This window comes from Photobacterium satsumensis (genome assembly GCF_050336935.1).
GTDB classification, from domain to species: Bacteria; Pseudomonadota; Gammaproteobacteria; order Enterobacterales; family Vibrionaceae; genus Photobacterium; species Photobacterium satsumensis.
Genome location: NZ_JAKJSK010000003.1, coordinates 1 through 3,098, shown reverse-complemented (window position 1 = coordinate 3,098; position 3,098 = coordinate 1). Strand labels below are relative to the sequence as shown.

Sequence of the window (3,098 nt, the reverse complement as noted above, 5' to 3'; positions counted from 1 at the left end):
CGGTTGATTTCTCTTCCTCGGGGTACTTAGATGTTTCAGTTCCCCCGGTTCGCCTCAATACGCTATGTATTCACGTATTGATAACTGCTTATGCAGCTGGGTTTCCCCATTCGGAAATCCAAGAGTATAGTGATTCTTACCATCTTCTCTTGGCTTATCGCAGGTTAGCACGTCCTTCATCGCCTCTGACTGCCCAGGCATCCACCGTGTACGCTTAGTCACTTAACCATACAACCCCAAGAGGTTTCGTATGGTCAACAACCAAGGTTGTCCATCTGAGTTGTGATGGACTGTTGTTTCGCCGGACTCTTACACAAGACACTTGAATGTGTGTTGCTTGAGAACTCGTTTTTATCTTTCGATAAAAACTTAAAATAAATCAATCATTCGTCGTGTGACGAACCATTAAATTTACTAGTCAGCTTTCCAGATTGTTAAAGAGCGTGTGTTTGCCTTACGGCATCCACTTTCTAAATACTTTCACATTGATTTCAAAGTAAACGAAATCAGTTTTGAAGCGAGAAGCGCAGTGTACACATGTACATGAGCATCGCAGCTATCAAAAATGATGAGGCTTACGAAGAAAGCACTTAGAAAGTGGCGTCCCATAGGGGAGTCGAACCCCTGTTACCGCCGTGAAAGGGCGGTGTCCTAGGCCTCTAGACGAATGGGACTAAGTGTTTCTTGCCAATGTTGTTGGGCAACATTGGCGCTCTCTTACATTTCGACCAAGCAATCTGTGTGGACACTGCATAAAACGCAGTCATATCGTTAAGGAGGTGATCCAGCCCCAGGTTCCCCTAGGGCTACCTTGTTACGACTTCACCCCAGTCATGAACCACACCGTGGTAAACGCCCCCCCGAAGGTTAAGCTATCTACTTCTGGTGCAGCCCACTCCCATGGTGTGACGGGCGGTGTGTACAAGGCCCGGGAACGTATTCACCGTAGCATTCTGATCTACGATTACTAGCGATTCCGACTTCATGGAGTCGAGTTGCAGACTCCAATCCGGACTACGACATACTTTGTGGGATTCGCTCACCATCGCTGGTTGGCAGCCCTCTGTATATGCCATTGTAGCACGTGTGTAGCCCTACTCGTAAGGGCCATGATGACTTGACGTCGTCCCCACCTTCCTCCGGTTTATCACCGGCAGTCTCCCTGGAGTTCCCACCATTAYGTGCTGGCAAACAAGGATAGGGGTTGCGCTCGTTGCGGGACTTAACCCAACATTTCACAACACGAGCTGACGACAGCCATGCAGCACCTGTCTCAGAGTTCCCGAAGGCACCAATCCATCTCTGGAAAGTTCTCTGGATGTCAAGAGTAGGTAAGGTTCTTCGCGTTGCATCGAATTAAACCACATGCTCCACCGCTTGTGCGGGCCCCCGTCAATTCATTTGAGTTTTAATCTTGCGACCGTACTCCCCAGGCGGTCTACTTAACGCGTTAGCTCCGAAAGCCAGAACTCAAGGTTCCAGCCTCCAAGTAGACATCGTTTACGGCGTGGACTACCAGGGTATCTAATCCTGTTTGCTCCCCACGCTTTCGCATCTGAGCGTCAGTCTTTGTCCAGGGGGCCGCCTTCGCCACCGGTATTCCTTCAGATCTCTACGCATTTCACCGCTACACCTGAAATTCTACCCCCCTCTACAAGACTCTAGCCTGCCAGTTCCAAATGCTATTCCGAGGTTGAGCCCCGGGCTTTCACATCTGGCTTAACAAGCCGCCTGCATGCGCTTTACGCCCAGTAATTCCGATTAACGCTCGCACCCTCCGTATTACCGCGGCTGCTGGCACGGAGTTAGCCGGTGCTTCTTCTGTTGCTAACGTCAAACACATACGCTATTAACGYATACGCCTTCCTCACAACTGAAAGTGCTTTACAACCCGAAGGCCTTCTTCATACACGCGGCATGGCTGCATCAGGGTTTCCCCCATTGTGCAATATTCCCCACTGCTGCCTCCCGTAGGAGTCTGGACCGTGTCTCAGTTCCAGTGTGGCTGATCATCCTCTCAGACCAGCTAGAGATCGTCGCCTTGGTGAGCTCTTACCTCACCAACAAGCTAATCTCACCTGGGCTAATCCTGACGCGAGAGGCCCGAAGGTCCCCCTCTTTGCTCCCGCTCGTAATGAACGAGGAGATTATGCGGTATTAGCCATCGTTTCCAATGGTTATCCCCCACATCAGGGCATATTCCCAGGCATTACTCACCCGTCCGCCGCTCGCCGCCCAACAAATCCCCCGAAGGTTCAATGTTGTCGCTGCCGCTCGACTTGCATGTGTTAGGCCTGCCGCCAGCGTTCAATCTGAGCCATGATCAAACTCTTCAATTAAAGTTTTGGCTCAATGAAATACTGTTAAATCATTACCGAAGTAATGATTGAATTGACTGTGCCAAATAATAAGTAAACTTAATATTTGTATTGGTCACTCAGTTTCATTGATAATTCTTTTGTTGACTATCATTTCACGAGTGCCCACACAGATTGCATGGTCAAATTGTTAAAGAACATATTGCCTTTCAGTGCCTTAGCACTTAAGCAGGACGCGTATAATACGCTAACCACTTTGAAAGTCAACATAAAACTCTAAGAAAACTTAAAGCCTTATGGTGACTTGCTTATTCGATAAGCAAAGTCGAAATGAAAGCCTGGCGATGTCCTACTCTCACATGGGGAGACCCCACACTACCATCGGCGCTATTACGTTTCACTACTGAGTTCGGCATGGGATCAGGTGGGTCCATAATGCTATGGTCGCCAAGCAAATTCTGTTTATTCACCGCCCCTCGGGCAGTAAATAGCAATCTGGGAAAATCTGACTAGCTCTTACTAATTAAGCTCTCAACACTCATTCAAGTGCTCATGGAGTCCGTAAAAACCCCTTGGGTGTTGTATGGTTAAGCCTCACGGGCAATTAGTACAGGTTAGCTCAACGCCTCACAGCGCTTACACACCCTGCCTATCTACGTCGTAGTCTTCAACAACCCTTTAGGAACCTTATAGGTTCAGGGATGACTCATCTCGAGGCTCGCTTCCCGCTTAGATGCTTTCAGCGGTTATCGATTCCGAACTTAGCTACCGGGCAATGCC

1 tRNA gene and 4 rRNA genes are annotated in these 3,098 nt (G+C 48.9%); all 5 read right to left on the bottom strand.

Annotated features, from left to right (window positions below):
* Positions 1 to 228 (bottom strand): 23S ribosomal RNA (locus L4D79_RS00125); the annotation flags it as partial.
* Between the two features lie 370 nt (positions 229 to 598).
* Positions 599 to 674, bottom strand: a tRNA-Glu gene (locus tag L4D79_RS00120).
* 98 nt (positions 675 to 772) lie between these two features.
* Positions 773 to 2,339, bottom strand: a 16S ribosomal RNA gene (locus L4D79_RS00115).
* 315 nt (positions 2,340 to 2,654) lie between these two features.
* Positions 2,655 to 2,770, bottom strand: a 5S ribosomal RNA gene (gene rrf, locus L4D79_RS00110).
* A gap of 131 nt (positions 2,771 to 2,901) precedes the next feature.
* Positions 2,902 to 3,098 (bottom strand): 23S ribosomal RNA (locus tag L4D79_RS00105); the annotation flags it as partial.